This is a genomic window from Streptococcus sp. 79 (genome assembly GCF_013277425.1).
Classification (GTDB): domain Bacteria; phylum Bacillota; class Bacilli; order Lactobacillales; family Streptococcaceae; genus Streptococcus; species Streptococcus pseudopneumoniae.
Genome location: NZ_VMMW01000029.1, coordinates 1 through 24183 on the forward strand (window position 1 = coordinate 1; position 24183 = coordinate 24183).

Genomic DNA, 24183 nt, shown 5'->3' on the forward strand with positions numbered 1-24183 from the left:
TTTTATTTCTGTCTTGGAATAGAGGTAAAAGTATAGTAAAATAAAATTCTGTAAATCATGTTGGTAGATATACAGGAAGAAGAGTGTATTGTTGACAATACAGCACATAGAATCCAACATGTCCTTATACTCAAAAAATCAAAGAGCAAATTAGGAAGCTAGCCGTAGCCTGCTCAAAACACCGTTTTGAGGTTGCAGATAGAACTGACGAAGTCAGCTCAAAACACCGTTTTGAGGTTGTAGATGAAACTGATGAAGTCAGCTCAAAACACCGTTTTGAGGTTGCAGATAGAACTGACGAAGTCAGCTCAAAACACCGTTTTGAGGTTGCAGATAGAACTGATGAAGTCAGCTCAAAACACCGTTTTGAGGTTGCAGATAGAACTGATGAAGTCAGCTCAAAACACCGTTTTGAGGTTGTAGATGAAACTGACGAAGTCAGCTCAAAACACCGTTTTGAGGTTGCAGATAGAACTGACGAAGTCAGTAACATATACATACGGCACGACAAGGCTGACATGGTTTGAAGAGTATGGAACAATCATAACTTATTTGAAGATTTTAAAAGATTGTAAGCTATTATATCTGGATAAATAAGTATTAGAAACTAAAGTGAGGAAAAAGATGTTTTTATATTTAAAGGGTTTAGGAAAATTTCGTAAGTCAAAAGCTTATGGATTGGTGGGATGTCTGGCATTGGTGAGTATGATTGGATTATCGGTTCCTGATTTACCAGTTATTGGTGGTGGGGTCGTTTATGCTGACGTTATTCAAGGTGGCGATGATATAAAAGATGTGAGCGTTCATGAGAAGTCCGCTGAGGGTGTTGCTATGACTTATACCACTTATGATAGTGGTACGAGTGGGAAACAAACCGCATCAGGTAGCGGTGTCTTTGTAGCGCCGAATGTGATGGTAACAGTAGCTCATAACTACTATGATAAAAACCAAGATGATAAGTCTGCGGTCTTGCGTGGTGGGGAGTCTGCTCGTAGTTATGTTGTGATGAACTCGGAAAAGGAGAAAAGCAATAAAGTACCTACTTCAGGGGTATCAGAAGCTCTTGAAAAAGACTCTATTCACTTGTATAACGGCAAAGACTTTGGTAAAGACTATAGCAACGACTTAGCAGTAGTGGTAACTAAAAAGCCTGTAGAAGCTATGACAGGGGGAGAAGACTCTCCAAGAGAGTTGAGTGATAAAGAGGTTTCTACTGGTGATAAAATCACTATGGTCGGATATCCCAATGATTTTTCTACTCCAAATTTAAGTAAAGAAAATAAAGCTCGCTTGAAAGACGGTAAGGCTTATTCAGTCTCAACAACTGTGAGCAGTATCAATAAAGAGAGCGGTGCAGTCACTTATCATTCCTCAGCTTTGGGAGGTTTTTCAGGTGCTCCTTTGTTTAATGATAAGGGAGAGGTAGTCGGTATCCACCAGCACGGAACAAATACTTCAAACGCTCCTGAGAGTGAGCGTATTGGCGGTGGTACTATCTTTACGGAAAAGCACAGAACTTGGATTCGTTCTATGATTGATAAATATGGTATAAAGGGTTGGTATATAGATGGTGCAAACCGTTACTACTATGATGAAAATCATATAGCTTTAAAAGATGTAGAGTCTGAGATTGACGGCGCTTTGTATCGTTTTGATGAAAAAGGTCGAGCTACTTTAGTAAAAGGTGAAGAAAAAGGTCGAGTAGTATTACGTGTAGAAGATACTAAAGGCAATCCTTTGATTTCAGATAAGGTTGTTCAGGAAGGTCCTGTTGGAAGTGGTTTAGAGTTTCATTTGAGACAAAACCCTGATTTTAAGCAGTTGGTAGCAAGTTCTCCTAAAGCCAAAGTGGTTTCTTACAATGGAGTGTCTATAAACAAGTTGGCTAATGATACAAGTTGGTCTGATGAATATATCAGTAAGTTAGCTTTAGGTAATACCATTATAAAAGCTGTTGTTGACTCAGTAAATCCTTCATCTACTTCGTCTTCTGATTTCGCAAGAACGGAGGTTGGTAAGGTTGACTTGAGTGGCAAATCCAACTTACCTGTGCCTAGTAAAGAGGTGTTACAAGCTCCGAATGGTTCAGAAAATTTTTATGCTACAACGCATATTCAAACGCCAGATGGGTCAGGGTCTGGTACCTTAATTGCACAAAATCTAGTATTAACAGTCGCTCATAATTTTTTAACAGTTAAAGGTTCTGAGGTCGTTACGAAATCTGGTCGTACCAATACAGTGTATAAAGCAACCTTACCGAATGGTCAGTCTGTGCATTTTTCAGATGATGATATTGTTTATTGGAATAAAAAAGATTCCGTATTTGGATTTAAAAATGACTTAGCCTTGGTTCGACTAAAAGAAGATTTCAAAGCGGTAACTCCTGTAGAGGTTGTAAAACAATCTTCGAAAGTTGCAGAGGGGGATTCAGTTTCGGTCTATGGTTTTCCAGATAACAAGCTAAGTCCAGTTTTAGATAGCAAAGTAGTAGGAACTACAGACTTCGGTTCAGGTGTTGAGGGTATCAGCTATGAAGGCACAAAACCCGGAGCGTCTGGTGGTGGTCTTTATAATGACAAAGGTACTTTAATTGGAGTTCACCAAAATGGTGTCGTAGGAAGCCGCAGTGGTGGTTTGGTTTTATCAAAAGAGCAACTGGATTGGGTTCGTTCTTATATTGAAGGTAAACCAAAAGAGCCTGTCTATGTAAAAGATGAAGTTTTGGTGGATGAGAAGGATAAGGATAAACTTCCTTCAACTCCAAAAGACGAAAAACCAAGTACACCTAAAATAGAGTCTGATAAAGATAAAGTAGAACCTCCTCTCAAACCGCAAAAGGAGCCGAAAACAGAGGTTATTACCACTTACGAAGGTGATAGTACCCTTGAGGTTGGAAAAGAGCGTACAGAGGATACTAAGGGTGAAAAAAAAGGTGTTCCACTTATTTACCGAGTAGTGTATAAAGGTACTAAGCCGAAAGTAGAAAAAGAATCGATTGCTTTTGATACTCTTTACCAAGGAGATGAAACAAAAGAGCTTGGTTTCCGTTCAGTTGTAGAGGGTAAAGGAGGGGTGGTTACTCGAACTACTACTTATCAAGTAGATAAGTATACAGGAGCGGTATCTTCTCAAGTTTCTGAGAAGAAAATAGCTCCTCAATCCAAGGTGATTACTTTAGGTATTAAACCCAACAGTGTCATAAAAGAACTTCCGATTACAGAGCGTTTTGAGGACTCCGAAGAGTTAGAGAAAGGGAAAACGGAGGTTGTTTCGGAGGGGTATGTAGGTAAAGAAGTTACTACGGTGACTTATAAGGTCTTAGCTGATGGAAAGATTGTTGAAAATTCTCGTACAGTCGAGGTTACACCTATGAAAGAACGTGTGGTTCTTAAGGGTGTGAAGGAAGTGGTGTCATCGACGGAAGAAAACTCAAGTAATCTCAAAGAGGAAGTGGTATCTCCAGATAAAGTAGAGTTTCTAGTTCCAAAAGATGCGCCGATCAGAGAAGAACTGCCTGCGTCTAGTGAGGAATTTTCAGAGTCAGAGGTTTTAGTATCGGGAGAAAAAATACCAGGAGACCTTGGGAAGTCTATAGTATCTTCAAAAGAACTAGTCCCTGAAAGAGTGGAAGTTCCAGACTTTGTGGCTAAAGTTACAGGTGGAGAAAAATTGACAGTAGAAGGGCACCGAGATGAGAGAAAAATAAAGACTCCATCAAAACAGGAAAGATTATCTAGCCCAGAAACCACTGCTCAATTCACAACGAACGGGACAGGTTCGTCATCGTTAACAGCTGTTTTTGGCGTTGAAGCGGATAACATGTCACTTTCTACTGTTGAACATTCTGTTATTACATGTAATCAACAAAGAGGATGGCATAAGATAAATAATCAGTGGTATTTTAGAAATTCCGATGGGAAAGAACGGACAGGCTGGATGAAAGAAAATGATGCATGGTATTATTTTGATGCGAATGGAATCATGCAAACCGGTTGGATACAGGATACAGACGGTAATTGGTATTATCTCAAGGATAATGGCATGATGGAGGTAGGCTGGTTCCAAGATTCAAGTGGCGCGTGGTACTACTTAGGATCATCTGGTTCCATGGAATCCAATACATGGATTTATTATAAAGGAAAGTGGTACTATATCGATGCTTTTGGGAAACTACTTTTCAATTCGCTAACACCAGACGGCTATAGAGTGAACGAGTACGGGGAATGGATCAACTGATTTTGCTTTATGACCTATTGACGAGCAAGCGAGTAGTATAAAAAACATTAGAATTAATAGTCTAGGAAGTGGTAAGAGTTCTCTAAAACGGCTGATTTTGTAATCTTTTTTGTAAAATAGAGTCTTTAATAAATAATATGAGCAAGATTTATCTCTTTACAAGTGATTAGGATTAATAATTTTTAACTTTCTCGCTTCTTTTGTCTTTCTTTTCCGAATAAATAGATAGTAGCAGTAAATCTAGTAAACCTAGATTTAAAAATGTGCTATAATGAAAGGAGAGGAAATATGATTCTAAGACATCCGGGCATTAGCCCGACCAATGATTTGGTTGCTAAGAAAATCTTTAGCAACCCAGAAATCACTTGTCAATTTATCCGCGATATGCTGGATTTACCAGCAAAAAATGTGACCATTTTGGAGGGAAGCAATATTCATGTCTTGACTTCCATGCCCTATTCGGCGCAAGATTTCTATACCAGTATAGATGTTTTGGCGGAGTTGGATAATGGTACGCAAGTTATCATCGAAATTCAGGTTCATCATCAGAATTTTTTCATCAATCGTTTATGGGCTTACTTGTGCAGTCAGGTCAATCAAAATCTTGAAAAAATTCGTCAACGAGAAGGTGATACTCATCAGAGTTATAAACACATCTCACCAGTATACGCTATCGCAATTGTGGATAGTAACTAGTTCTCAGATGACTTGGCTTTTCATAGTTTTAGCATGCGAGAGGATTCGACAGGTGAGGTTTTAACAATTACAAACAATGGACAGGAAAACCATCTAGTCAAGATGGCGTTCTTGGAATTAAGAAAATACAGAGAAACCAGCAAAGACAAGGTTCGTAAACCATGGTTAGAGTTTTTCGGGAATAAACCCTTTACCCAGCAGCCCGAGCGAGCCATCAGCCAAGCAGATCAACTGCTGGACTACAAGAGCTGGTCCGAGGAGGATAGGAAAATGTTTAGTGAACAACGCAGGCGAGAAGAACAAGCCATGTTAGCACAGGACTATGCTTTGGAGCAAGCTGAGGAAAAAGGTTTAGAGAGAGGTCTTGAACGTGGTCGCGCAGAGGGGATTGAACAAGGCATCGAAAAAGGTTTAGAACAAGGACTTGAACGTGGGAAAGTTGAAGGAAGTTTGTCTATGCTACTAAATCTAGTCCACCAAGGACTTCTGACTTCCGAGGTTGCCAGTCAGCAGTTGGGCATGACCGTTGCTGAGTTTGAGGCGTTGTTGTAAGATCAGCAATAATAGACAGGAAAACCATCTGGTCAAGATGGCGTTCTTGGAATTAAAAAACTCTAGGTATAAAATCTTAAAAATTACAAACACGCATAGTATCAGGGGATTAAGAAACCTTGATACTATGCGTTTTATAGTGCATTGAATCTACATTAGTACACTATAGTTGATTGAAAACAGAATAGTATACCGCAGCTTCTAAATCCTTGTTATAAATTTGATTTGACTTTCCTAATCGATTTATTCTCATCTTATTTCAATCTGCTATATTTACTTCACTTTCTCCTAAAATTGAGTTTTTTCCACTTTCCACTTTCTTCTGTTTCTTATCTTGTCCACTCGAAACAAGCATTGTAAGAATTTGATTATTTTTGAAAGTACTTTTAATATACTTGATATAGTTAAAAAAGATTTGAAACTAAATTCCAAATTAGAAAAAGACTTGAAATACTAAAAAAAAAAAGTATACTCTAATTGAAAACGGTAACAAAACTAATTTAGAGAATGAAATATAGAGTATTTCTCTCTTAAAAGTTTTTGGTGAAACGAGATGTAGAAAGGAGATTTAGCCAAAGAGTCTATTAGTGCTAGAATAATAGATTAGAATTATTTTAGAAAAACGAAGTGAGCAGCTTATAAATTCAAGTCCCCAAATAGATTCATACTAGTATCTTTTGCAAAAAATAAAGGGCGACTTCCTTCATGAATATCAATTTCATCTATAAGGAAGGTAGCTCATTGAACTAACTTATTTATTCTGTTTGTCGCTAGAAAAATCAGACCTCCTTGTGAAGATTGAGGAGATACTGAATGAAAATCAAAGAAGAAACTAGCAAGCTAGTAGCAGATTGCCCAAAACACCGCTTTGAGGTTGTAGATAAGACTGATCTATATAATTCAAGGTGAAGCGACTGCGGTTTGAAGAGATTTTCAAAGAGTATAGGCTAGAGAGTGTAGTGTTTTTATGTCCTTCTAGTAGAAAATGCTAGACAGAAGAATGGGGAACTTGGATAGGAGAAATAGATTGAGAAAGGAGGTTAGAAGAGATGATTATTACAAAAATTAGCCGTTTAGGAACTTATGTGGGAGTAAATCCACATTTTGCAACATTAATAGATTTTCTAGAAAAAACAGGACTAGAAAATTTAACAGAAGGTCCGATTGCTATCGATGGTAATCGATTGTTTGGGAATTGCTTTACTTATCTAGCAGATGGTCAAGCAGGAGCCTTCTTTGAAACTCACCAAAAATATTTGGATATTCATTTAGTTTTGGAAAACGAAGAAGCCATGGCTGTTACGTCGCCGAAAAATGTAAGCGTTACCCAAGAGTATGATGAAGAGAAGGATATTGAATTATACACAGGGAAAGTGGAACAGTTGGTTCATTTGAGAGCTGGCGAATGCCTCATCACTTTTCCAGAAGATTTACATCAACCCAAGGTTCGTATAAATGATGAACCTGTGAAAAAAATTGTCTTTAAAGTTGCGATTTCTTAATGTAGAAAGGGAAGAACGATGAAAAAAATGAGAAAGTTTTTATGTCTAGCTGGAGTTGCGCTAGCAGCCGTTGCCTTGGTAGCTTGTTCAGGAAAAAAAGAAGCTACAACTAGTACTGAACCACCGACAGAATTATCTGGTGAGATTACAATGTGGCACTCCTTTACTCAAGGACCCCGTTTAGAAAGTATTCAAAAATCAGCAGATGCTTTCATGCAAAAGCATCCGAAAACGAAAATCAAGATTGAAACATTTTCTTGGAATGACTTCTATACTAAATGGACTACAGGTTTAGCAAATGGGAATGTGCCAGATATCAGTACAGCTCTTCCTAACCAAGTAATGGAAATGGTCAACTCAGATGCTTTGGTTCCGCTAAATGATTCTATCAAGCGTATTGGACAGGATAAATTTAACGAAACTGCCTTAAATGAAGCAAAAATCGGAGATGATTACTACTCTGTTCCTCTTTATTCACATGCACAAGTTATGTGGGTTAGAACAGATTTGTTAAAAGAACATAATATTGAGGTTCCGAAAACTTGGGATCAACTCTATGAAGCTTCTAAAAAATTGAAAGAAGCTGGAGTTTATGGTTTATCTGTTCCGTTTGGAACAAATGACTTAATGGCAACACGTTTCTTGAACTTCTACGTACGTAGTGGTGGTGGAAGTCTCTTGACAAAAGATCTTAAAGCGGATTTGACAAGTCAACTTGCTCAAGATGGTATTAAATACTGGGTTAAATTGTATAAAGAAATCTCACCTCAAGATTCTTTGAACTTTAATGTCCTTCAACAAGCTACCTTGTTCTATCAAGGAAAAACAGCATTTGACTTTAACTCTGGCTTCCATATTGGAGGAATCAATGCCAACAGTCCTCAATTGATTGATTCGATTGATGCTTATCCTATTCCAAAAATCAAAGAGTCTGATAAGGACCAAGGAATTGAAACTTCAAACATTCCAATGGTTGTTTGGAAAAATTCAAAACACCCAGAAGTTGCTAAAGCATTCTTAGAATCACTTTATAATGAAGAAGACTACATTAAATTCCTTGATTCAACTCCAGTAGGTATGTTGCCAACTATTAAGGGGATTAGCGATTCTGCAGCCTATAAAGAAAATGAAACTCGTAAGAAATTTAAACATGCTGAAGAAGTAATTACTGAAGCTGTTAAAAAAGGTACTGCTATTGGTTATGAAAATGGACCAAGTGTACAAGCTGGTATGTTGACTAACCAACACATTATTGAACAAATGTTCCAAGATATCATTACAAATGGAACAGATCCTATGAAAGCTGGAAAAGAAGCAGAAAAACAATTAAACGATTTATTTGAGGCTGTTCAGTAGATGTAAAAGACTAGAAAATAGGTGGGCTAGTGAGCTGAAAAGCTCTAGCCCAATCTTGTAAAAGAAGGGAGAAGGAGAATGGTTAAAGAACGTAATTTAACTCGCTGGATATTTGTTTTGCCAGCTATGATTATCGTAGGATTACTCTTTGTTTATCCGTTTTTCTCGAGTATTTTTTATAGCTTTACCAATAAGCATTTGATTATGCCCAATTATAAATTTGTTGGTTTAGCTAACTATAAAGCTGTGCTATCAGATCCCAACTTCTTTAATGCGTTCTTTAATTCAATTAAGTGGACCATTTTCTCATTAGTTGGTCAAGTTTTAGTAGGGTTTGTATTGGCTTTAGCTCTTCATAGAGTACGCCACTTTAAGAAATTATATAGGACCTTATTGATTGTTCCTTGGGCATTTCCTACAATCGTTATTGCCTTCTCTTGGCAATGGATTCTAAACGGGGTTTATGGCTATTTACCTAATCTAATCGTAAAATTAGGTTTAATGGAACATACACCTGCATTTTTGACAGATAGTACATGGGCATTCCTATGTTTGGTGTTTATCAACATTTGGTTTGGAGCGCCGATGATTATGGTTAATGTGCTTTCAGCTTTGCAAACAGTACCAGAAGAACAATTTGAGGCTGCTAAGATAGATGGTGCTTCAAGTTGGCAGGTGTTCAAGTTTATCGTCTTTCCACATATTAAAGTAGTTGTAGGGCTTCTAGTTGTTTTGAGAACTGTATGGATCTTTAATAACTTTGACATTATCTACCTTATTACGGGTGGTGGACCGGCTAATGCTACAACGACGCTTCCAATTTTTGCTTACAACCTGGGTTGGGGCACTAAATTGTTGGGTCGTGCTTCAGCAGTTACAGTGTTGCTCTTTATCTTCTTGATGGCGATTTGCTTTATCTACTTTGCTATCATCAGTAAGTGGGAAAAGGAGGGTAGAAAATAATGAAGAAGAAATCCAGTATTTATTTAGATATTCTCTCACATGCACTCTTGATTGGTGCGACTATTGTTGCAATTTTCCCATTGGTATGGATTATCATATCGTCTGTCAAGGGGAAAGGGGAATTGACTCAGTATCCAACACGATTTTGGCCTGAACAGTTTACATTAGATTATTTTATACATGTTATCAACGATTTGCACTTTATTGATAACATTCGAAATAGTTTAATCATTGCCTTAGCTACAACCCTTATTGCGATTATTATTTCTGCTATGGCAGCCTACGGTATTGTTCGATTCTTCCCTAAATTGGGAGCAATCATGTCGAGACTACTCGTCATTACCTATATTTTCCCACCAATTTTGTTAGCAATTCCCTATTCAATTGCCATTGCTAAAGTTGGGTTAACAAATAGTTTATTTGGCTTGATGATGGTTTATCTATCTTTTAGTGTTCCATATGCAGTTTGGCTCTTAGTTGGATTTTTCCAAACAGTTCCAATTGGAATTGAAGAAGCAGCTCGAATTGATGGTGCAAATAAATTTGTAACGTTTTATAAAGTTGTGCTACCGATTGTAGCACCAGGTATTGTAGCAACAGCTATTTATACATTTATCAATGCTTGGAATGAATTCCTGTATGCCTTGATTTTGATTAACAATACAGGAAAGATGACAGTAGCAGTAGCCCTTCGTTCACTTAATGGTTCAGAAATACTAGACTGGGGAGATATGATGGCAGCGTCTGTTATTGTAGTTCTTCCATCAATCATTTTCTTCTCTGTCATCCAAAATAAGATTGCAAGTGGATTGTCAGAAGGATCTGTGAAGTAGACGAAAGAAGGAAAAAAATGAATAAAAGAGGTCTTTATTCAAAACTAGGAATTTCTGTTGTAGGCATTAGTCTTTTAATGGGAGTTCCCACTTTGATTCATGCGAATGAATTAAACTATGGTCAACTGTCCATATCTCCTATTTTTCAAGGAGGTTCATATCAACTGAACAATAAGAGTATAGATATCAGCTCTTTGTTATTAGATAAATTGTCTGGAGAGAGTCAGACAGTAGTAATGAAATTTAAAGCAGATAAACCAAACTCTCTTCAAGCTTTGTTTGGCCTATCTAATAGTAAAGCAGGCTTTAAAAATAATTACTTTTCAATTTTCATGAGAGATTCTGGTGAGATAGGTGTAGAAATAAGAGACGCCCAAAAGGGAATAAATTATTTATTTTCTAGACCAGCTTCATTATGGGGAAAGCATAAAGGACAGGCAGTTGAAAATACACTAGTATTTGTATCTGATTCTAAAGATAAAACATACACAATGTATGTTAATGGAATAGAAGTGTTCTCTGAAACAGTTGATACATTTTTGCCAATTTCAAATATAAATGGTATAGATAAGGCAACACTAGGAGCTGTTAATCGTGAAGGCAAGGAACATTACCTCGCAAAAGGAAGTATTGATGAAATCAGTCTATTTAACAAAGCAATTAGTGATCAGGAAGTTTCAACTATTCCCTTGTCAAATCCATTTCAGTTAATTTTCCAATCAGGAGATTCTACTCAAGCTAACTATTTTAGAATACCGACACTATATACATTAAGTAGTGGAAGAGTTCTATCAAGTATTGATGCACGTTATGGTGGGACTCATGATTCTAAAAGTAAGATTAATATTGCCACTTCTTATAGTGATGATAATGGGAAAACGTGGAGTGAGCCAATTTTTGCTATGAAGTTTAATGACTATGAGGAGCAGTTAGTTTACTGGCCACGAGATAATAAATTAAAGAATAGTCAAATTAGTGGAAGTGCTTCATTCATAGATTCATCCATTGTTGAAGATAAAAAATCTGGGAAAACGATATTACTAGCTGATGTTATGCCTGCGGGTATTGGAAATAATAATGCAAATAAAGCCGACTCAGGTTTTAAAGAAATAAATGGTCATTATTATTTAAAACTAAAGAAGAATGGAGATAACGATTTCCGTTATACAGTTAGAGAAAATGGTGTCGTTTATGATGAAACAACTAATAAACCTACAAATTATACTATAAATGATAAGTATGAAGTTTTGGAGGGAGGAAAGTCTTTAACAGTCGAACAATATTCGGTTGATTTTGATAGTGGCTCTTTAAGAGAAAGGCATAATGGAAAACAGGTCCCTATGAATGTTTTCTACAAAGATTCGTTATTTAAAGTGACTCCTACTAATTATATAGCAATGACAACTAGTCAGAATAGAGGAGAGAGTTGGGAACAATTTAAGTTGTTGCCTCCGTTCTTAGGAGAAAAACATAATGGAACTTACTTATGTCCCGGACAAGGTTTAGCATTAAAATCAAGTAACAGATTGATTTTTGCAACATATACTAGTGGAGAACTAACCTATCTCATTTCTGATGATAGTGGTCAAACATGGAAGAAATCCTCAGCTTCAATTCCGTTTAAAAATGCAACAGCAGAAGCACAAATGGTTGAACTGAGAGATGGTGTGATTAGAACATTCTTTAGAACCACTACAGGTAAGATAGCTTATATGACTAGTAGAGATTCTGGAGAAACATGGTCGAAAGTTTCGTATATTGATGGAATCCAACAAACTTCATATGGCACACAAGTATCTGCAATTAAATACTCTCAATTAATTGATGGAAAAGAAGCAGTCATTTTGAGTACACCAAATTCTAGAAGTGGCCGTAAGGGAGGTCAATTAGTTGTCGGTTTAGTCAATAAAGAAGATGATAGTATTGATTGGAAATACCACTATGATATTGATTTGCCTTCGTATGGTTATGCCTATTCTGCGATTACAGAATTGCCAAATCATCACATAGGTGTACTGTTTGAAAAATATGATTCGTGGTCGAGAAATGAATTGCATTTAAGCAATGTAGTTCAGTATATAGATTTGGAAATTAATGATTTAACAAAATAAAGGAGAAAAACATGGTTAAATACGGTGTTGTTGGAGCAGGGTATTTTGGAGCTGAATTGGCTCGCTACATGCAAAAAAATGATGGAGCAGAGATTACTCTTCTCTATGATCCAGATAATGCAGAGGCGATTGCAGAAGAATTGGGAGCAAAAGTAGCAAGTTCCTTAGATGAGTTGGTTTCTAGCGATGAAGTAGACTGTGTTATCGTCGCAACTCCAAATAATCTTCATAAGGAACCGGTTATTAAGGCTGCACAGCATGGTAAAAATGTTTTCTGTGAAAAACCAATTGCGCTTTCTTATCAAGATTGTCGCGAGATGGTAGATGCGTGTAAAGAAAACAATGTAACCTTTATGGCAGGACATATTATGAATTTCTTTAATGGTGTTCATCATGCAAAAGAACTCATTAATCAAGGAGTTATCGGAGACGTTCTATATTGTCATACAGCTCGTAATGGTTGGGAAGAACAACAACCGTCCGTATCATGGAAAAAAATTCGTGAAAAATCAGGTGGTCACTTGTATCACCACATCCATGAATTGGATTGCGTTCAATTCCTTATGGGGGGCATGCCTGAAACTGTAACCATGACAGGTGGAAATGTGGCCCATGAAGGTGAACATTTCGGTGATGAAGATGATATGATTTTTGTCAATATGGAATTTTCTAATAAGCGTTTTGCTTTGTTAGAATGGGGTTCAGCTTATCGTTGGGGTGAACATTATGTCTTAATCCAAGGAAGCAAAGGTGCCATCCGCTTAGACTTATTCAACTGTAAAGGAACTCTTAAGCTAGATGGGCAAGAAAGTTATTTCTTGATTCATGAATCGCAAGAAGAAGATGATGACCGGACTCGTATCTATCATAGTACAGAGATGGATGGAGCAATTGCTTATGGTAAACCAGGTAAACGTACTCCATTATGGCTATCATCTGTCATTGATAAAGAAATGCGCTATCTGCATGAGATTATGCAAGGAGCTCCAGTATCAGAAGAATTTGCAAAACTTTTGACAGGTGAAGCTGCCCTAGAAGCAATTGCTACTGCAGATGCTTGTACCCAGTCTATGTTTGAAGATCGCAAAGTAAAATTGTCAGAAATTGTAAACTAAATTTTGGTATTCTCCTATTATAGGTCGACTTGCTCCTCTGAAAGTACTTTTAGAGGAGCTGTTTGACTTGGCTAGTTTTTGAAACTGAAATCTATTATACTACAAACTCTTGAAAGCGTTTTAATTTTAAGGTATAATAATCTCATAGAAATAAAGAAAAAAGAAAGGGAGGAAAGAGGATGCCACAGATTAGTAAAGAAGCCTTGATTGAACAAATCAAAGATGGAATCATCGTTTCTTGTCAGGCTCTTCCTCATGAACCGCTTTATACAGAAGCGGGAGGGGTGATTCCCTTGCTGGTCAAAGCGGCTGAGCAAGGTGGAGCAGTCGGTATCCGAGCCAATAGTGTTCGCGATATCAAGGAAATTAAGGAAGTCACCAAACTTCCGATTATTGGGATAATCAAACGAGATTATCCGCCACAAGAACCCTTCATCACGGCTACTATGAAAGAAGTTGATGAATTGGCAGAACTGGACATCGAGGTGATTGCTCTGGATTGTACCAAGCGTGAACGCTACGATGGTTTGGAAATTCAAGAGTTCATTCGTCAGGTCAAGGAGAAATATCCTAACCAGCTCTTGATGGCGGACACCAGTACTTTTGAAGAAGGATTGGCAGCGGTCGAAGCAGGAATTGACTTTGTCGGAACAACCTTATCAGGCTACACATCCTACAGTCCAAAAGTGGATGGTCCAGATTTTGAACTCATCAAAAAACTCTGTGATGCCGGTGTAGATGTCATTGCAGAAGGAAAAATTCATACACCAGAACAAGCCAAACAAATCCTTGAATATGGAGTGCGAGGCATCGTTGTTGGTGGCGCTATTACTAGACCAAAAGAGATTACAGAACGCTTCGTTGCTGGTCTTAAATAAGATGTGAGGGGGGAGTTTTATATTTAAAGTTTTACAAAAAGTTGGAAAAGCTTTTATGTTACCTATAGCTATACTTCCTGCAGCAGGTCTACTTTTGGGGATTGGTGGTGCACTTTCAAACCCAACCACGATAGCAACTTATCCAATACTAGACAATAGTATTTTTCAATCGATATTCCAAGTAATGAGCTCTGCAGGAGAGGTTGTATTCAGTAACTTGTCACTACTTCTCTGTGTGGGATTATGTATTGGCTTAGCGAAACGAGATAAAGGAACCGCTGCGTTAGCAGGAGTAACTGGTTACTTAGTTATGACTGCAACGATCAAAGCTCTGGTAAAACTTTTTATGGCAGAAGGATCTGCAATTGATACTGGAGTTATTGGAGCATTAGTTGTCGGAATAGTTGCCGTATATTTGCACAACCGATATAGCAATATTCAATTACCTTCCGCTTTAGGATTCTTTGGAGGTTCACGCTTCGTTCCTATTGTTACATCGTTCTCTTCTATCTTAATTGGCTTTGTCTTCTTTGTTATTTGGCCACCTTTCCAACAACTTCTTGTTTCTACAGGTGGATATATTTCTCAGGCAGGTCCAATTGGAACTTTTCTATATGGATTTTTAATGAGACTTTCTGGAGCAGTAGGCTTACATCATATGATTTATCCTATGTTTTGGTATACTGAACTTGGTGGTGTTGAAACTGTTGCAGGACAAACAGTGGTTGGGGCTCAAAAAATATTTTTTGCTCAATTAGCCGATCCGGCTCATTCTGGATTATTTACAGAAGGAACAAGGTTTTTTGCAGGTCGTTTCTCAACAATGATGTTCGGTTTACCGGCTGCCTGTTTAGCGATGTACCATAGTGTTCCTAAGAATCGTCGTAAAAAATACGCGGGTTTGTTTTTTGGAGTTGCTTTAACATCTTTTATTACCGGTATTACAGAACCAATTGAATTTATGTTTCTATTCGTCAGTCCGGTTCTATATGTTGTTCACGCATTCCTTGATGGTGTCAGCTTCTTTATTGCAGACATCTTAAATATCTCAATAGGAAACACATTTTCAGGAGGTGTAATCGATTTCACTTTATTTGGAATTTTGCAGGGGAACGCTAAGACGAATTGGGTTCTTCAGATTCCATTTGGACTTATTTGGAGTGTTTTGTATTATATTATTTTTAGATGGTTCATTACTCAATTCAACGTTCTAACGCCAGGAAGAGGAGAAGAAGTAGATTCTAAAGAAATTTCTGAATCCGCAGATTCAACTTCAAATACTGCGGATCATTTAAAACAGGATAGCCTACAAATTATCAGAGCCTTGGGTGGATCAAATAATATAGAAGATGTAGATGCTTGTGTGACACGTTTACGTGTAGCTGTAAAAGAAGTTAATCAAGTTGATAAAGCACTTTTAAAACAAATTGGTGCAGTTGATGTCTTAGAAGTGAAGGGTGGCATTCAAGCAATCTATGGAGCAAAAGCAATCTTATATAAAAATAGTATTAATGAAATTTTAGGTGTAGATGATTAAGTACTTACTGACTTAATAAAAAATAGAGGAGAGTGATTGATGAGTAGGAAAAAATGAAAACGTATATAAATGCAAAGAACTCATTATCCAAGTTGGATACGCTTATAAAATAGGAGAATACAAATGAAATTTAGAAAATTAGCTTGTACAGTACTTGCGGGTGCTGCGGTTCTTGGTCTTGCTGCTTGTGGCAATTCTGGCGGAAATAAAGATGCTGGTAAATCAGGTGGTGACGGTGCCAAAACAGAAATCACTTGGTGGGCATTCCCAGTATTTACCCAAGAAAAAGCTGGTGACGGTGTTGGAACTTATGAAAAATCAATCATCGAAGCGTTTGAAAAAGCAAATCCAGATGTAAAAGTGAAATTGGAAACCATCGACTTCAAGTCAGGCCCTGAAAAAATCACAACAGCCATCGAAGCAGGAACAGCTCCGGACGTACTCTTTGACGCACCAGGACGTATCATCCAATACGGTAAAAATGGTAAATTGGCTGAGTTGAACGACCTTTTCACAGATGAATTTGTTAAAGATGTCAATAACGAAAACATCATACAAGCAAGTAAAGCTGGAGACAAGGCTTACATGTATCCAATTAGTTCTGCCCCATTCTACATGGCAATGAACAAGAAAATGCTAGAAGATGCTGGAGTGGCAAACCTTGTAAAAGAAGGTTGGACAACTGATGATTTTGAAAAAGTATTGAAAGCACTTAAAGACAAGGGCTACACACCAGGTTCATTGTTCAGTTCTGGTCAAGGGGGAGACCAAGGAACACGTGCCTTTATCTCTAACCTTTATAGCGGTTCTGTAACAGATGAAAAAGTTAGCAAATATACAACTGATGATCCTAAATTCGTCAAAGGTCTTGAAAAAGCAACTGGCTGGATTAAAGACAATTTGCTCAATAATGGTTCACAATTTGACGGTGGGGCAGATATCCAAAACTTTGCCAACGGTCAAACATCTTACACAACCCTTTGGGCACCAGCTCAAAATGGTATCCAAGCTAAACTGTTAGAAGCAAGTAAGGTAGAAGTAGTAGAAGTACCATTCCCATCAGACGAAGGTAAACCAGCTCTTGAATACCTTGTAAACGGATTTGCAGTATTCAACAATAAAGACGACAAGAAAGTCGCTGCATCTAAGAAATTCATCCAGTTTATCGCAGATGACAAAGAGTGGGGACCTAAAGACGTAGTTCGTACAGGTGCTTTCCCAGTCCGTACTTCATTTGGAAAACTTTATGAAGACAAACGCATGGAAACAATCAGCGGCTGGACTCAATACTACTCACCATACTACAACACTATTGATGGATTTGCTGAAATGAGAACACTTTGGTTCCCAATGTTGCAATCTGTATCAAATGGTGACGAAAAACCAGCGGACGCTTTGAAAGCCTTCACTGAAAAAGCGAACGAAACAATCAAAAAAGCTATGAAACAATAGTCCTTAGTTATTCTATAAAAAGTAGTTTTTAAAGAAGCTAAGAGTGTATACCCCCTTTTCCCTCTACACAGATAGTGTAAGAAAAGGGGGCTTTTGTTTAAAATGTAAGAAACTGTCACGAAATTAAAATGAAGTTCTTACATAAGCGAATCATAAAAAATTTCATTTTGATTTTAAAACAGTTCAAGAAAGTCAAAAAATTATTCTATTTGAAAGAGAGGTGCCGACTGTGAAAGTCAATAAAATTCGTATGCGGGAAACAGTGATTTCCTATGCTTTCCTAGCACCAGTGTTGTTCTTCTTTATTATCTTTGTTTTAGCACCAATGATTATGGGCTTCATCACAAGTTTCTTTAACTATTCTATGACTAGTTTCCAATTTGTGGGCTTAGATAACTATGTCCGTATGTTTAAAGATCCTGTCTTTGCAAAATCTCTGATTAACACAGTTATTTTGGTTATTGGATCCGTGCCAGTTGTTGTTCTATTCTCACTCTTTGTAGCATCGCAAACCTATCACCAAAATGCCATTGCCAGATCCTTCTACCGTTTTGTCTTCTTCCTTCCTGTTGTAACAGGTAGTGTTGCCGTAACGGTTGTATGGAAATGGATCTATGATCCATTATCAGGAATTCTCAACTTTGTGCTTAAATCAAGTCATATCATTACTCAAAACATTTCATGGCTTGGTGATAAGCACTGGGCATTGATGGCGATTATGATTATTCTCTTGACCACTTCAGTTGGTCAGCCAATCATCCTTTATATCGCTGCTATGGGGAATATTGACAATTCACTGGTTGAAGCGGCGCGTGTTGATGGTGCAACTGAGTTTCAAGTTTTCTGGAAGATTAAATGGCCAAGCCTTCTTCCAACAACTCTTTATATTGCAATCATCACAACAATTAACTCCTTCCAGTGTTTCGCCTTGATTCAGCTTTTGACATCTGGTGGTCCAAACTACTCAACAAGTACCTTGATGTACTACCTGTACGAAAAAGCCTTCCAATTGACAGAGTACGGCTATGCCAACACCATTGGTGTCTTCTTGGCAGTCATGATTGCTATCGTAAGCTTTGTTCAATTTAAAGTACTTGGAAACGACGTAGAATACTAAAGAAAGGAGACAGTTATGCAATCTACAGAAAAAAAACCATTAACAGCCTTTACTGTTATTTCAACAATCATTTTGCTCTTGTTGACTGTGCTGTTCATCTTTCCATTCTACTGGATTTTGACAGGGGCATTCAAGTCACAGCCTGATACCATTATGATTCCGCCACAATGGTTCCCTAAAATGCCAACCATGGAAAACTTCCAACAACTTATGGTGCAGAACCCTGCCTTGCAATGGATGTGGAACTCAGTATTTATCTCATTGGTAACCATGTTCTTAGTCTGTGCAACCTCATCTCTAGCAGGTTATGTATTGGCTAAAAAACGTTTCTATGGTCAACGCATTCTATTTGCTATCTTTATAGCTGCTATGGCGCTTCCAAAACAAGTTGTCCTTGTACCATTGGTACGTATCGTCAACTTCATGGGAATTCATGACACTCTTTGGGCAGTTATTTTGCCTTTGATTGGATGGCCATTTGGGGTCTTCCTCATGAAACAATTCAGTGAAAATATCCCTACAGAATTGCTCGAATCAGCTAAGATTGATGGCTGTGGTGAGATTCGTACCTTCTGGAGCGTAGCCTTCCCGATTGTGAAACCAGGGTTTGCAGCCCTTGCAATCTTTACCTTCATCAATACTTGGAATGACTACTTCATGCAATTGGTAATGTTGACTTCACGTAACAATTTGACCATCTCACTTGGGGTTGCGACCATGCAGGCTGAAATGGCAACCAACTATGGTTTGATTATGGCAGGAGCTGCCCTTGCTGCCGTGCCAATTGTAACAGTCTTCCTAGTCTTCCAGAAATCCTTCACACAAGGGATTACTATGGGAGCGGTCAAAGGATAATACTCTGCGAAAATCGAATGCAAACTAGGTCAGCGTCACCTTGCCATACTTAAGTATTGCCTGCGGTTAGCTTCCTAGTTTGTTCTTCAATTTTCATTGAGTATAAGAGAATATAGAGGTTATAAGTGTCTACAAAATGTTGGGTATTTGCTTACCTTAGAGATTTTGTCAGACACTTATCAACTTAAGAATGGTTTTAGTTAACTATCAGAAACGAAGGAAAGAGTATGATTTTTGACGATTTGAAAAATATTAGCTTCTATAAAGGGATTCATCCCAATCTTGACAAGGCAATTGATTATCTTTATGAACATCGTAAAGATTCATTCGAGTTAGGAAAATATGATATTGATGGTGACAAGGTCTTTCTAGTTGTTCAAGAAAATGTCCTAAATAAAGCTGAAAATGACCAGTTTGAACATCACAAGAACTATGCAGACTTGCATTTGTTGGTAGAAGGGCATGAATATTCGAGCTACGGTTCACGTATCAAAGACGAGGCAGTAGCATTTGACGAAGCAAGTGACATTGGTTTTGTCCATTGTCATGAACACTACCCACTCTTATTGGGTTATCACAATTTTGCGATTTTCTTCCCAGGAGAGCCACATCAACCAAATGGTTATGCAGGTATGGAAGATCAAGTTCGCAAGTATTTGTTTAAAATTTTAATTGATTAAAAATAGGATGAATTGTTTTTTTGTAAAGCTTTGATAATACTCTACCATGAAATTGATCTTTGTGAGGTAGAGAAATGAGAATAAAATATTTAAAAATTGGTATCTTCTTGTCAGTCTGTTTATTGCTAATGAGTAATATTTTACCTTCAATTGTGTATGCGAATGAAGTCTCGCATATCCAAACTATACAGTCAGAAATGGATCGAATAGATGCAAAATTATCTCAAAATTACTTGCTAACTGAACAAGAAATTAAGGATTTGGTGGAAGATAGCAAAGGAGTCTATCCAGACATATCAGATGAACGTAAAATTGAATTGCTAGAAATGGTATCTTCTAAGTATGCTGCAAGAGCTAGTTTCTTAGATGGAAAGGGAATTACAGTTAATGAGATGGCTTGGATAATTAAGGGCATTGTGACTGGATTGATTGGTAAATACATAAAATTAGGTACTTATGCGGCTAAGTATGGTATTAGTATGGCGCGCTCGATCTTAAGTAGGGCAGCTGCAACTGCAGCAGCAAGAGTAGGATTATTGACCAAGATTTCTGGATGGATTTTACAAATAGCTGTGAATGTAGCTGATGTATATGGTAATTTTGCCTACAATATTGCTGCAGCTTGGGATGCACATGATAAAATCCCTAACAATGGTCGTATAAACTTTTAAAATGCGAGAATGAAAGCACTTTGTATTTTTTTATTGAAAGCACTTTGTATTTTTTTATTGAATATGTTAGCTTGGACAGTGCTTGCAATGATAATCCGTGGAGGGCTAGATGGATTTAATGAGCATACTTGGAGTACTATTTTAATTGCTTCGCTGTCCGGGATATATATAGATTATATGTCCATAGATAAAAGTAGAAAAAAGTCCAAAAGAAAAAAGAAAAAATAGATTTGTTCATGGTAGGGACTTATGAAAGCTTTACTGACAAAAAAGAAAACAGTTTACAAAGAAAAATGATGGAGGAGCAAACATGGCACAAAAAGGAGTAAGCCTTATCAAGGCAGCATTTGATACAGACAACTTTCTCATGCGTTTTAGTGAGAAAGTCTTGGACATCGTGACAGCCAATCTTCTTTTTGTCGTCTCTTGTTTGCCCATCGTGACGATTGGAGTGGCTAAAATCAGCCTCTACGAGACCATGTTCGAAGTTAAGAAGAGCAGACGGGTGCCTGTTTTTAAAATCTATCTAAGATCTTTCAAGCAAAATCTGAAACTAGGTTTTCAGTTGGGGATGTTAGAATTAGGAATTGTATTTCTTACCTTTTCAGATCTCTATCTTTTCTGGGGTCAAACAGCTCTGCCCTTCCAATTGGTTAAAGCTATTTGTTTAGGTATTCTTATTTTCCTTACCATTATGATGCTGGCTAGCTATCCAATCGCTGCGCGCTATGATTTAACTTGGAAAGAAGTGTTACAGAAAGGGCTTATCTTGGCTAGTTTTAACTTTCCTTGGTTCTTCCTCATGTTAGCCATTCTTGTCCTCATTGTGATGGTTCTTTATCTGTCCGCCTTCAGTCTACTCTTAGGTGGCTCAGTCTTCCTACTTTTTGGGTTTGGACTATTGGTCTTTATCCAGACTGGATTGATGGAGAAAATTTTCGCAAAATATCAATAGGAGTCTTATTTCTGAAACTACTTTCAAAGGCTTCAAACGCTATTCTATAAGCTAGAAACTAAAATCTAAGTGTCTATAAGATATTGAAAGCCTTTTCGGTAAAGTGTATACTAAAGAAGTAAAGAAAGAATCTGCTTTAGCAGAAAATAAAAATAATAGGAGAAAATCTATGTCAGATTTGAAAAAATACGAAGGTGTCATTCCAGCCTTCTACGCATGTTATGATGATCAAGGAGAAGTAAGTCCAGAGCGTACACGTGCCTTGGTTCAATACTTCATTGATAAAGGTGTTCAAGGTCTTTATGTCAATGGTTCTTCTGGTGAATGTATCTACCAAAGTGTAGAAGACCGCAAGTTAATCTTGGAAGAAGTCATGGCAGTTGCTAAAGGTAAATTAACTATTATTGCCCATGTTGCTTGCAACAATACCAAAGATAGTATGGAACTGGCTCGCCACGCTGAAAGCTTGGGAGTAGATGCCATTGCAACAATTCCACCAATTTACTTCCGCTTGCCTGAATACTCAGTTGCCAAATACTGGAACGATATCAGTTCTGCAGCTCCAAACACAGACTACGTGATCTACAACATTCCTCAATTGGCAGGGGTTGCTTTGACTCCAAGTCTTTATACCGAAATGTTGAAGAATCCTCGTGTTATCGGTGTGAAGAACTCTTCTATGCCAGTTCAAGATATCCAAACCTTTGTCAGCCTTGGTGGGGAAGACCATATCGTCTTTAACGGTCCAGATGAACAGTTCCTAGGTGGTCGCCTCATGGGTGCCAAAGCTGGTATCGGTGGTACTTATGGTGCTATGCCAGAACTCTTCTTGAAACTCAACCAATTGATTGCGGATAAAGATTTAGAAACAGCGCGTGAGTTACAGTATGCTATCAACGCTATCATTGGTAAATTGACTGCTGCACATGGAAATATGTACGGTGTCATTAAAGAAGTCTTGAAGATCAATGAAGGATTGAATATTGGTTCTGTTCGTTCACCATTGACGCCAGTAACGGAAGAAGATCGTCCAGTTGTAGAAGCAGCTGCAGCCTTGATTCGTGAAACCAAGGAGCGCTTCCTCTAATCCATAAGGAGGTATTTATGACACACTACGTTGCAATTGATATAGGTGGAACCAACATCAAGTATGGTTTGGTTGATCAAGAGGGGCAACTTCTTGAATCGCATGAAATGCCAACTGAAGCGTATAAGGGTGGACCTCATATCTTACAAAAAACCAAAGATATTGTAGCCAGCTATTTAGAAAAAGGCCCAGTAGCAGGTGTTGCCATTTCTTCTGCAGGAATGGTGGATCCTGATAAGGGGGAAATTTTCTACGCTGGACCTCAGATTCCAAATTATGCAGGAACCCAGTTCAAGAAGGAAATCGAAGAAAGCTTTGCTATTCCTTGTGAGATTGAAAATGATGTCAACTGTGCAGGTCTGGCTGAGGCAGTATCTGGTTCAGGTAAGGGAGCAAGTGTCACCCTTTGCTTGACCATTGGAACAGGTATCGGTGGTTGCTTGATTATGGATGGGAAAGTCTTCCATGGTTTTAGCAATTCGGCCTGTGAAGTCGGGTATATGCATATGCAAGATGGAGCTTTTCAGGATCTCGCTTCTACCACAGCCTTGGTGGAGTATGTAGCAACATCTCATGGAGAAGATGTTGATCAGTGGAATGGCCGACGCATTTTCAAGGAAGCCACTGAAGGCAATAAACTCTGCATGGAAGGTATTGACCGCATGGTAGACTATCTAGGAAAAGGTCTGGCAAATATTTGCTACGTTGCCAATCCAGAAGTGGTTATTCTTGGTGGTGGTATCATGGGGCAAGAGGCTATCCTCAAACCTAAGATCCGCACAGCCTTGAAAGAGGCTTTGGTACCAAGTTTAGCAGAAAAAACACGATTAGAATTTGCCCATCACCAGAATACAGCAGGTATGCTTGGTGCATATTATCATTTTAAGACAAAACAATCCTAGTTTGGCTCAGCCAAACTAGGATTTTCTAATCAAATTCCCTTGACTTTCTTTATAATTGTGAGATAATAAATAAAATATATAAAGGAATTATATAAAATGACTATAGCGAATTCAAGTAAGATTGTGACCTTCCAAGCTAATAGAGAATTAGTAAATGATGCCATGGAAGTGTTAAAAGAAAAAAATCTCTCTCTTTCATCAGCACTCAGATTATTTTTAAAGAATGTTGCCGTAACAAATGAAGTAGATTTACTGAGTGAAGAGGAATTAGAGAAGGAGTATTTGTTTAGACAATTACAAGCAGAAGTTCAAGAAAGTTATGCCAAGATTGAGGCTGGAAATTACTTGACAGATGAGGATGTCGTGACACGCTATGGATTATAAAAGATATAGGATTTTGGTAACCGCCCAATAACGAAGTATATTGAAAAATCTCCAGACTAGAGAACTCACGGATAGTTCCTAATCTGGAGATTTCTTATTTGCACTTTTCTTGTACAACTTTATTCCATGGTAAATAAGCCTCTAAAACCTCTTTGTTTACGAGAGTTTCCTCGTTTGGAAGACATTCTAGAAGATAGGATAGATATTTTTCACTATTTAGTTGATGACGTTTAGCTGTTTCCAACAAACTCATAATAATAGCTGTTGCTTTAGCTCCTTCAAAACTTTGAGAAAACAACCA

20 protein-coding genes and 1 pseudogene are annotated in these 24183 nt (G+C 37.8%); 20 read left to right on the forward strand and 1 reads right to left on the reverse strand.

All coding sequences use genetic code 11. From position 1 onward, the window contains the following. The first annotated feature begins 624 nt into the window (after positions 1–624). The 20 genes and pseudogenes from HT729_RS05790 to HT729_RS05880 all read left to right on the forward strand — a co-directional run bounded on the left by HT729_RS05790 (position 625) and on the right by HT729_RS05880 (position 23882). Complete coding sequence (locus HT729_RS05790; RefSeq protein ID WP_172931780.1) at positions 625–4236, forward strand: trypsin-like peptidase domain-containing protein; 3612 nt, start codon at positions 625–627, stop codon at positions 4234–4236. A 288-nt stretch (positions 4237–4524) separates the two neighbouring features. Beyond that, positions 4525–5484, forward strand: a pseudogene (locus HT729_RS05795) (Rpn family recombination-promoting nuclease/putative transposase). Positions 5485–6533: 1049 nt separating this feature from the next. Beyond that, positions 6534–6986 carry a YhcH/YjgK/YiaL family protein gene (locus tag HT729_RS05800; RefSeq protein WP_050208634.1) on the forward strand — a complete coding sequence of 151 codons (453 nt, stop codon included), beginning with the start codon at positions 6534–6536 and terminating at the stop codon, positions 6984–6986. A gap of 18 nt (positions 6987–7004) precedes the next feature. After that, positions 7005–8342 (forward strand): sugar ABC transporter substrate-binding protein, encoded by a 1338-nt coding sequence (locus HT729_RS05805; protein WP_138703977.1) that lies wholly within the window; start codon positions 7005–7007, stop codon positions 8340–8342. Positions 8343–8420: 78 nt separating this feature from the next. After that, complete coding sequence (locus HT729_RS05810) at positions 8421–9305, forward strand: sugar ABC transporter permease (RefSeq protein WP_000237984.1); 885 nt, start codon at positions 8421–8423, stop codon at positions 9303–9305. Continuing rightward, positions 9305–10138, forward strand: a complete 834-nt coding sequence (locus HT729_RS05815) for a carbohydrate ABC transporter permease (protein ID WP_023935698.1) — start codon at positions 9305–9307, stop codon at positions 10136–10138. Before HT729_RS05810 ends, HT729_RS05815 begins: the two co-directional genes overlap by 1 nt. Positions 10139–10155: 17 nt before the next feature. Further along, positions 10156–12249: a neuraminidase NanB gene (gene nanB, locus HT729_RS05820; RefSeq protein WP_001042178.1), complete on the forward strand. Its 2094-nt coding sequence runs from the start codon at positions 10156–10158 to the stop codon at positions 12247–12249. 11 nt (positions 12250–12260) lie between these two features. Next, on the forward strand, positions 12261–13364 hold the full coding sequence (locus tag HT729_RS05825) for a Gfo/Idh/MocA family oxidoreductase (RefSeq protein ID WP_000241724.1): 1104 nt from the start codon (positions 12261–12263) through the stop codon (positions 13362–13364). A gap of 179 nt (positions 13365–13543) precedes the next feature. Beyond that, complete coding sequence (locus HT729_RS05830) at positions 13544–14242, forward strand: N-acetylmannosamine-6-phosphate 2-epimerase (protein ID WP_001135655.1); 699 nt, start codon at positions 13544–13546, stop codon at positions 14240–14242. Between the two features lie 19 nt (positions 14243–14261). Beyond that, positions 14262–15779, forward strand: coding sequence for a PTS transporter subunit EIIC (locus HT729_RS05835; RefSeq protein ID WP_044012217.1), 1518 nt, complete (start codon positions 14262–14264; stop codon positions 15777–15779). A 123-nt stretch (positions 15780–15902) separates the two neighbouring features. Beyond that, positions 15903–17231, forward strand: a complete 1329-nt coding sequence (locus tag HT729_RS05840; protein ID WP_023936033.1) for an ABC transporter substrate-binding protein — start codon at positions 15903–15905, stop codon at positions 17229–17231. A gap of 250 nt (positions 17232–17481) precedes the next feature. After that, a complete protein-coding gene (locus HT729_RS05845; RefSeq protein WP_161802645.1) occupies positions 17482–18348 on the forward strand; it encodes a sugar ABC transporter permease in 867 nt (288 codons plus the stop codon). 15 nt (positions 18349–18363) lie between these two features. Then, complete coding sequence (locus HT729_RS05850; protein WP_001192006.1) at positions 18364–19203, forward strand: carbohydrate ABC transporter permease; 840 nt, start codon at positions 18364–18366, stop codon at positions 19201–19203. Positions 19204–19430: 227 nt separating this feature from the next. Next, complete coding sequence (locus HT729_RS05855) at positions 19431–19883, forward strand: YhcH/YjgK/YiaL family protein (protein WP_000575436.1); 453 nt, start codon at positions 19431–19433, stop codon at positions 19881–19883. Between the two features lie 326 nt (positions 19884–20209). Next, positions 20210–20554 carry a hypothetical protein gene (locus HT729_RS05860; protein WP_025170608.1) on the forward strand — a complete coding sequence of 115 codons (345 nt, stop codon included), beginning with the start codon at positions 20210–20212 and terminating at the stop codon, positions 20552–20554. 33 nt (positions 20555–20587) lie between these two features. Continuing rightward, positions 20588–20782 (forward strand): hypothetical protein, encoded by a 195-nt coding sequence (locus tag HT729_RS12005; RefSeq protein WP_001810112.1) that lies wholly within the window; start codon positions 20588–20590, stop codon positions 20780–20782. Between the two features lie 82 nt (positions 20783–20864). Further along, entirely contained in the window at positions 20865–21509 is a 645-nt protein-coding gene (locus tag HT729_RS05865) for a YesL family protein (protein WP_023933712.1), read from the forward strand. A gap of 169 nt (positions 21510–21678) precedes the next feature. Then, positions 21679–22596 carry a dihydrodipicolinate synthase family protein gene (locus tag HT729_RS05870; RefSeq protein ID WP_001281495.1) on the forward strand — a complete coding sequence of 306 codons (918 nt, stop codon included), beginning with the start codon at positions 21679–21681 and terminating at the stop codon, positions 22594–22596. A 17-nt stretch (positions 22597–22613) separates the two neighbouring features. After that, positions 22614–23498, forward strand: coding sequence for an ROK family protein (locus tag HT729_RS05875; protein ID WP_023933715.1), 885 nt, complete (start codon positions 22614–22616; stop codon positions 23496–23498). Between the two features lie 96 nt (positions 23499–23594). After that, positions 23595–23882 (forward strand): hypothetical protein, encoded by a 288-nt coding sequence (locus HT729_RS05880; RefSeq protein WP_000150673.1) that lies wholly within the window; start codon positions 23595–23597, stop codon positions 23880–23882. Between the two features lie 94 nt (positions 23883–23976). Here HT729_RS05880 and HT729_RS05885 read toward each other — a convergent pair. Continuing rightward, positions 23977–24183, reverse strand: a 207-nt coding sequence (locus tag HT729_RS05885; protein ID WP_212750473.1) for a transposase domain-containing protein, incomplete at its 5' end; no start/stop codon positions are given.

What these genes read in the sequence shown, in the direction of transcription:
- HT729_RS05875 (WP_023933715.1), top strand. Translation starts at nt 22,614, where the DNA reads ATGACACACTACGTTGCAATTGATATAGGTGGAACCAACATCAAGTAT.
- HT729_RS05800 (WP_050208634.1), top strand. Translation starts at nt 6,534, where the DNA reads ATGATTATTACAAAAATTAGCCGTTTAGGAACTTATGTGGGAGTAAAT.
- HT729_RS05855 (WP_000575436.1), top strand. Translation starts at nt 19,431, where the DNA reads ATGATTTTTGACGATTTGAAAAATATTAGCTTCTATAAAGGGATTCAT.
- HT729_RS05865 (WP_023933712.1), top strand. Translation starts at nt 20,865, where the DNA reads ATGGCACAAAAAGGAGTAAGCCTTATCAAGGCAGCATTTGATACAGAC.
- HT729_RS05830 (WP_001135655.1), top strand. Translation starts at nt 13,544, where the DNA reads ATGCCACAGATTAGTAAAGAAGCCTTGATTGAACAAATCAAAGATGGA.
- HT729_RS05880 (WP_000150673.1), top strand. Translation starts at nt 23,595, where the DNA reads ATGACTATAGCGAATTCAAGTAAGATTGTGACCTTCCAAGCTAATAGA.
- HT729_RS05870 (WP_001281495.1), top strand. Translation starts at nt 21,679, where the DNA reads ATGTCAGATTTGAAAAAATACGAAGGTGTCATTCCAGCCTTCTACGCA.
- HT729_RS05825 (WP_000241724.1), top strand. Translation starts at nt 12,261, where the DNA reads ATGGTTAAATACGGTGTTGTTGGAGCAGGGTATTTTGGAGCTGAATTG.
- HT729_RS05815 (WP_023935698.1), top strand. Translation starts at nt 9,305, where the DNA reads ATGAAGAAGAAATCCAGTATTTATTTAGATATTCTCTCACATGCACTC.
- HT729_RS05805 (WP_138703977.1), top strand. Translation starts at nt 7,005, where the DNA reads ATGAAAAAAATGAGAAAGTTTTTATGTCTAGCTGGAGTTGCGCTAGCA.
- HT729_RS05850 (WP_001192006.1), top strand. Translation starts at nt 18,364, where the DNA reads ATGCAATCTACAGAAAAAAAACCATTAACAGCCTTTACTGTTATTTCA.
- HT729_RS05840 (WP_023936033.1), top strand. Translation starts at nt 15,903, where the DNA reads ATGAAATTTAGAAAATTAGCTTGTACAGTACTTGCGGGTGCTGCGGTT.
- HT729_RS05845 (WP_161802645.1), top strand. Translation starts at nt 17,482, where the DNA reads ATGCGGGAAACAGTGATTTCCTATGCTTTCCTAGCACCAGTGTTGTTC.
- nanB (WP_001042178.1), top strand. Translation starts at nt 10,156, where the DNA reads ATGAATAAAAGAGGTCTTTATTCAAAACTAGGAATTTCTGTTGTAGGC.
- HT729_RS05860 (WP_025170608.1), top strand. Translation starts at nt 20,210, where the DNA reads ATGGTATCTTCTAAGTATGCTGCAAGAGCTAGTTTCTTAGATGGAAAG.
- HT729_RS05790 (WP_172931780.1), top strand. Translation starts at nt 625, where the DNA reads ATGTTTTTATATTTAAAGGGTTTAGGAAAATTTCGTAAGTCAAAAGCT.
- HT729_RS05810 (WP_000237984.1), top strand. Translation starts at nt 8,421, where the DNA reads ATGGTTAAAGAACGTAATTTAACTCGCTGGATATTTGTTTTGCCAGCT.